Genomic DNA, 6,913 nt, shown 5'->3' with positions numbered 1-6,913 from the left:
GTCTTCGCGACCCTGCCCACCCTCGACGATGATGACCTCAACACGCTGCTACCCTGGCAGTGGAAAGAGACATTACCGGTCTAAGCGACATCTGCCTAGATGTGGTTAGTGGCTCGCTTACGCTGGATTACCTCGGCGAGCCATTAGGCGAATAACCAACGCGGCCCTGTGAGCGCCGCTAAGCCCTTGCCCGCTACGTTGGCCGGACTTTACCCCGCAAGGCGCGTTAGATTTGCGAGGATCGATAGTTTGGACTTGATGGCTACATATATCTCATGATAACAGAACGCTGACTCGACACTATTCACGAAGGAAACGCCCATGATTTTGTATAAGTACGTAACGTACGAGACAGGCATGATAATTCTGGAGAACAACACAATAGCTTTTAGTAGACCAGAATCTTTCAATGATCCGTTCGAGAGTGAAGCTGCCTGCTCATTTTTTCCAGGTAAAGCAAAAATAAGCCTGAGTACTCATAAAATGATTCGCGATGCAGCAGTGCAGCAATTTAGAAATGCTTATGGAGTTCTTTCGCTAACACGTCAACCACTAAATCCACTTATGTGGTCACATTACGCTGGTGAACACACAGGGATGGTGATAGGGATAGATGTTTCAGATGAATGTTTCACCAGTGAAGTCGAGAACACCATACCCGTGCAGTTTGGGAATGTAATTTATACCCATACCAAACCTTCTAATTTATTTCTAAATAGTCTTTCTGAGAAAATCAGTATAACTCAATCTTTTAGCTTTGATCGGAAGCATATTGAAACTTATCAGAGAGCTTTTCTTTATAAAGCTTCATGCTGGTCGTATGAAGAAGAAGTCAGGATTGTTAAAGCAATCCCGCTACCTCCAAATCCTGAAAAATTCATAACATTAAAAAGCGGGGAGTTTAAAATAATTAACGCTGTTAAAGGAAGCAATATCATTGACATACCTCTTTTTTCATTGCCAAAAGGAGCAATTAAGGAAGTTTATATTGGACTCCGCACAGGAATAAATCATGGCGAGCACCAGTCCGAGCTGGCATTAGCAATAGCAGATGGAATTCGATTATTGCAACCTGGAGTAACTATTTTTGGCTGTAAAATAAAAGATAACACATGGGAATTAGATAATTTTGACCTAGAAAAAGAAGCACAACGAAAATTAAGAGAGGCTTAACCCGATTTTTACTAAAGCTCTTCAAATCCACGCCCTGCCCTAAGCCCCCGATCATGAGGGCATGAAAACACAACGCCTTCAAACAAAGCCTCGCGTCGCCGTTTGCGCTCTCTGAGTGCAAGCCACCGACGACAAGACGCGCCTGATGCCTGCTGACACCTTCCACGCATCGCGCGGGGCTGCTGAAAACTCTGGCCCGTGGAGCCCCTCTCTGCCGAAGCAGCTCAAGCCATCATCCGTTTGGCCGCTGCACGCAGTACCAACATCGCCATCGACTACAAACACCAAACTCTTTACAACGAGCAGAACGACAAGCCTGTACCTGCCGCTGGCTGGATTAACCCTCGCTCGCTCGAATGGCGGGACGATGGTCTTACGGATCGATTGACTGGACGGCCAAAGCCCGCGCAGCAATCACGCCTGGGCCTGACGGCGGGCCTGCTGAATACCTCTACCTCTACCCCGTTTTTCCCTACGACGCCAACGGTGTGCCGTTAGACCTGCTGCACCTGGCGTTAACCAACGCCCCAGCCAATGATGAGTGCGCGGCGCAGCTTGCCGCTGCTCGGATGGCGATTACCCATGACGTCAATGATGACGACCAGGAGATCAACACCGTGAAACGTGAACAACTGATCGCCACGCTCGGGCTGGCTGTCGAGGCCACCTCCGAACAGATCGACACCGTAAAGAAGTGGACAAGCAGGGCAAGCTCTAGACTCACCGGTATTGGGGCGAATTTAATTGGCACCCCTCGGCGCCCAAAAACTGTTTAAGCGCTTTTCACGGTAGTTGGCGATCATTTCTGACTGTTGGGTTTCTTGGTAGGGGTAATATCGGCCAAGTAGCGCTTTAGCGCTGCTTCAAGCGCCATTCGTTCTGAGGCACTACGCTGGATATAAACGCCACGCACCATTTCATCTTCAGTGCGGCGTGCCCAATCTTGGGCGTCACGTTTGGTACGGAAGGTCTTTGCAGTGGTGGGCTAACCGGACTTGCGGATGACGGCTTTCTAAGTTGCTGAGGGGGTCTTGACGATGGTGGCCACAAGAAATCTCCAGGGTCTGAAAGATCGGCACTGTACCGAAGCTGTACCCTTGGACTAGGGGACTCACCGGAGATAATTGCTAATTAACTGATTTTAATTGGTGGGCCCAGTAGGACTTGAACCTACGACCAAGGGATTATGAGTCCCCTGCTCTAACCAACTGAGCTATAGGCCCGAAAAGCGTGCATATCATAGCGAATGTGGCAGAGTGAGGCTACCCCCTTTGCGTTATCTTGATGTCATTACGGCACTTTATGTGGATTGGGCAGTCTGGTGAGTAGTTCTTTATGCGGAGACGCGTTGTGAAAGCATTGATTGCTCTATTTCCCCTATTGTTGGCAGTGCCGGCTTTCGCTGACTGGCAGCTTGATCCTGCTCAGTCCCAAGTGCAGGCGTCGATTACCCAGTTGAATGGCGAAGCACCGCAAACTCATCACCATCAAGTGCGTGATCTTCAGGGTGATATCTCCAGCGATGGTACGCTTCGCCTGCCGTTGAAGTTGAGCCAAACCGATGTGCTGGAACGCTTTGGCGAGTTGCCGCCGTGGGTAGGCTTGCTGGCGAACACCACTTTGGTAACGCTGGAGGCGCAAATGCCCCCAGAACGCTTGGACGGCTTGGATATTGGCGAGTCGCTGGTCGAGACACTGACCTTTCGCGTTCAATCCGACATGGTTAATCAACAGGAAGCCGTGCCACTGCGATTTACCCGCGAAGGCTTGAACGAGATACGCGTGACCCACGCCGAGCCCATGGCGATGGATGGTAGAGCGCTGATGGAAAACACTACAGTGCGTACCGTGCTGTCGATGCTGGGCTATCAAGAGATTGACGAGCATGTGCCCGTCACCCTCAATGCGCTCCTGGTTAATAGGTAATAGTTAATCGATAGTCGTTAAAAATTGCTAAGTACTTCCACATCCCCCGCCTGGGCTTCGCCGGTTTGTACTCGCCACTGGGCGGCGTAGTGGCCGTTAGCTGCCAGCAGGCTTGTGTGGCTGCCGCGCTCGGCCACTTGGCCTTTCTCGATCACGACGATCTCATCGGCATGCACGATGGTCGAAAGCCGGTGAGCAATCATAATCACTGTGCGACCATGGGCAATACGCTTGAGCGAGCGCTGAATGGCCGCTTCGGTTTCGTTGTCCACTGCGCTAGTGGCTTCATCCAGCACCAAAATAGGCGGGTCTTTCAGCAGCGCCCTGGCTAGAGAAAGCCGTTGGCGCTGGCCGCCGGAAAGCCGCACGCCCCGCTCCCCCACTGGCGTGTCCAGCCCTTGGGGCAACGTCTCGATAAAGCTCCACGCCTCGGCGGTTTTGGCGGCGTCGATAATCGCGGCTTCGTCGGCATCGGGCTTACCGTAGGCGATATTGTCGCGAATGCTGCCTTCAAACAGGTACACATCCTGGCTGACCAGGCCAATCGATTGGCGAAGCGAGTTCATACTTACTTCGGTAATCGGCTGGCCGTCGATGAGTACGCGCCCGATTTCCGGGTCGTAAAAGCGCAGCAACAGTTTGATTAGAGTAGATTTCCCCGAGCCGGTCGCCCCTACCAGCGCTAAGGTGTTGCCCGCAGGCACGTGCAGGTTAACGCCATCGACCCCGACAAGGCTGGTCGCGTAGTGAAAGCTCACATTATCAATCGTTACTTCGCCGCGTACTGGCTGGGTAAGCGGTGTCGTGCTGTCATCTTTGACCGTAATCGGCACTTCGAGCAGGTCAAGAATGCGCCGCGTGCTCGCCATGGCACGCTCAAACAGGTCAATCACCTGGGCCAGGCCGGTGAGCGGCCAGAGCAGTCGCTGAGTCAGGAATACCAGCACGCCGTAAGCGCCCACGTTTAATGATCCGTTGAGCGCCATCATGCCGCCGACGGTAAAGGTGGCGAGAAAGCCTGCCAAAATCGCCATGCGGATGACCGGAATAAACGCGGAGCTAACCTTAATCGCGCGGCGGTTGGCCTCTACATAGGCTTCGCTGGCATCGCGCAGGCGCTCGGCTTCGCGGTCTTCGCTGGTAAAGCTTTTAATCGTGGCAATGCCGCTGAGGTTATTGGTTAACCGGCTGGCCAAATCACCGACCTTTTCACGCACATCGCTGTACAGCGGCCCGGCTTTACGCTGGAAGAAGAACGCCCCCCAGATAATCAGCGGAATCGGTGTGAACGCCAGCAGTGCTATCAGCGGCGAAAGCACGAAGAACACCGCGCCCACGGCTACCACGGTGACCACCACCTGAATCAGCGCGTTGGCTCCGCCATCCAGAAAGCGCTCAAGCTGGTTCACATCATCGTTCATGGTCGCTACAAGCTGGCCGGAGCTTTTCGACTCAAAGAACGCCATATCCAGCCGCTGGGCGTGCTCATAAGTATCCTGGCGCATATCCGCCTGTAGCCGCTGGGCTAAGTTGCGCCATAAAATCTGGAACAAGTACTCAAACAGTGACTCCCCTGCCCAGATAAAGAACGTCAGCACCGCCAGCATCGTGATCTGCTGTTGGGGCGTTTCAAACCCCAAACTCGCCACAAAGCTCTGCTCTTGATTGACCACCACATCGATGGCGACACCAATCAATATCTCGGGAGCAATATCAAACAGCTTGTTGATAACCGAACAGACGGTGGCGGCAATAATGCGCCGCCGATAGCCTTTGGCGTAGCGCAGAAGCCGCACCAATGCTTGAAAACTGTGCGCAGGAGAGGACACAAGGTTACCTTTCTAAAATTGTTGTTGGCTTAATCTATTGGCTAAGCAATAGCCTTAAACTAGCTAACCGCCGATGAGCGCCGCACATTGGCAAGCAGCGGGCTACCGGTATCAGGATCAGTTAATAGTGTGCACTCTACTTGATAAAGCGTGCGTACTAAATCTTGAGTGACAACGGTGGCGGGCGGTCCTTCCGCCACAATCTGCCCTTCGCGCATGGCGATTAAGTGATCCGCGTAGCGGCAGGCGCTGGCGAGGTCGTGCAGCACCATCACCACGGTTCGGCCATGATGGGCAAGGTGCTGAACCAACTCAAACACTTCAATCTGATGACCAAGATCCAGTGCCGAAGTAGGTTCATCCAGCAACAGTAGCGGCGTTTGTTGGGCGATGGTCATGGCAATCCAGGCGCGTTGCCGCTGCCCACCGGAAAGCGCATCAATCGGCCTATCGGCGAGTTGCTCAAGCCCTGCTGCGGCCAGCGCGTGCTGGACGACTCGCTGATCCTCCGCTGACCACTGGCGCAACCACCCTTGATGGGGCTGGCGGCCAAAGCGAATCAGCTCGGTCACGGTTAAGCCTTCAGGCGCCACGGCCTCTTGAGGCAATAGCGCCAGCTGTGTTGCTAACTGGCGGGTAGGCAGGCGCTGAATATCGGCGCCATTCAGCAGCACCGCCCCGCTGCCCGGTTTATGCAGGCGGGCAAGCCCGGCCAACAGCGTTGATTTCCCGCAGCCGTTGGGGCCCACAATCGCAGTGACTTGGCCGCTGGGCAGGGAGATATTCAAGCCTTCGATCACCAGCCGGGCACCATAACTCATGCCGAGTGATTGAGTCGCCAGCGAAGGCATTGATAAGGGCATTGATGTCGACGGGGAATGGCTCATGTGTAGCTCCTTTGCGGGCGCATTAATATCCAAAGTAGCCACGGCCCGCCAACCACTGCGGTCACGATACCCACAGGAATCTCAATGGGTGTGAGCAGCGTACGCCCGGCCAGATCAGCGAGCACCATTACCAGCGCCCCGGCAAGCGTTGCCGCCAAAAGTGGCACGCCGCGGGAACTCGACAGCGACCGGGCGATCTCGGGGCCAATTAGCCCCACCATACCTACTGGCCCGACAACAGCGACCGCCAACCCCGTCAGTGCAACCGACAGCAGCAGCACTTCCAAGCGGCGGCGTTTGACGTTAACCCCTAAACCGCTCGCGGTGGCATCTTTAAAACGTAGCAGCGTTAGTGAACGTGCCAGCGCCAGGGCGGTTGTCAGCCCTAACGCTAACCCGAGCATTAGTAGCTGTAGCGCACCGCTGGGTCGGGCATTAAGCGAGCCAACCGTCCAGGGATAGGCGGCGTTGGCGGTATCAATCGCCACACGAGCGAGCAGTAGTTGAGTAACGGCGCCGAATACTGCGCCAACGCCAATCCCCGCAACGATAAAGCGGTAACCCTGGGTGCCACTGCCCGCCGCTAAACCAAAGGTAAGCACTGCCGCCGTGGTCGCCCCTGCCAATGCCATGGCGGGCGGTGCAATTGAAACACCTATCCCTACGATGGATGCCACGGCAAACGCCGTCGCGCCATTATCAATGCCGATAATGCCCGGTGTCGCTAGGCGATTGCGGGCTAACGTTTGCATCAAAATGCCCGCCAGTGCAAAGGCTGCCCCTGTGAAGCAAGCGGCAGCCAACCGTGGCAAACGTAGCTCTTGCACCACAAAGGTGGCCATCATGTCTGCGTTGCCCACCAGTGCTTTCAGCACCGTCGTTGGTGCGACCTTAACGCTGCCCAGACTCAAATAAATGACGCTGGCTACGAGCAGCGCGCCGAACAGGCCCAGGTTGACCACCACCGCACGCTGTTCAAACAGTACGCTGTTCGCGCCCTGTTGATGGCGCCAGGCGAATCGCCAGTACCCTTGAGGCGGCGACACTGGGTCGTTACCACCCAAAGCTGCTCGGGTAGCATGAGTGAAAGGCATAGAG

5 protein-coding genes, 1 tRNA gene and 1 pseudogene are annotated in these 6,913 nt (G+C 54.7%); 3 read left to right on the top strand and 4 right to left on the bottom strand.

The window, feature by feature from the left end:
- The first annotated feature begins 357 nt into the window (after positions 1-357).
- Entirely contained in the window at positions 358-1,173 is an 816-nt protein-coding gene (locus tag HUO07_RS16640) for a DUF2971 domain-containing protein (RefSeq protein WP_176304489.1), read from the top strand.
- A gap of 198 nt (positions 1,174-1,371) precedes the next feature.
- Positions 1,372-1,949, top strand: a pseudogene (locus tag HUO07_RS16635) (phage protease).
- A 370-nt stretch (positions 1,950-2,319) separates the two neighbouring features.
- Here the strand turns inward: HUO07_RS16635 and HUO07_RS16625 are convergent.
- Positions 2,320-2,396: transfer RNA gene (locus HUO07_RS16625), tRNA-Ile, on the bottom strand.
- A 112-nt stretch (positions 2,397-2,508) separates the two neighbouring features.
- Here HUO07_RS16625 and HUO07_RS16620 point away from each other — a divergent pair.
- Entirely contained in the window at positions 2,509-3,099 is a 591-nt protein-coding gene (locus tag HUO07_RS16620) for a hypothetical protein (RefSeq protein WP_176304487.1), read from the top strand.
- Between the two features lie 17 nt (positions 3,100-3,116).
- On the opposite strand, the gene HUO07_RS16615 is transcribed toward HUO07_RS16620, so the two are convergent.
- Genes HUO07_RS16615 through HUO07_RS16605 form a run of 3 tightly spaced genes read right to left on the bottom strand, consistent with a single transcriptional unit; the run spans position 3,117 to position 6,909 of the window.
- Positions 3,117-4,928 carry an ABC transporter transmembrane domain-containing protein gene (locus HUO07_RS16615; RefSeq protein ID WP_176304486.1) on the bottom strand — a complete coding sequence of 604 codons (1,812 nt, stop codon included), beginning with the start codon at positions 4,926-4,928 and terminating at the stop codon, positions 3,117-3,119.
- Between the two features lie 59 nt (positions 4,929-4,987).
- Complete coding sequence (locus tag HUO07_RS16610) at positions 4,988-5,815, bottom strand: ABC transporter ATP-binding protein (RefSeq protein WP_176304485.1); 828 nt, start codon at positions 5,813-5,815, stop codon at positions 4,988-4,990.
- Entirely contained in the window at positions 5,812-6,909 is a 1,098-nt protein-coding gene (locus HUO07_RS16605; protein ID WP_422822701.1) for a FecCD family ABC transporter permease, read from the bottom strand. Before HUO07_RS16605 ends, HUO07_RS16610 begins: the two co-directional genes overlap by 4 nt.
- Between the last annotated feature and the right edge of the window lie 4 nt (positions 6,910-6,913).

Source organism: Vreelandella maris (assembly GCF_013371085.1).
In the GTDB taxonomy this organism is placed as follows: domain Bacteria; phylum Pseudomonadota; class Gammaproteobacteria; order Pseudomonadales; family Halomonadaceae; genus Vreelandella; species Vreelandella maris.
The sequence above is the reverse complement of the archived record's forward strand: the minus strand, read 5'-3'. Positions and strand labels throughout refer to the sequence as shown.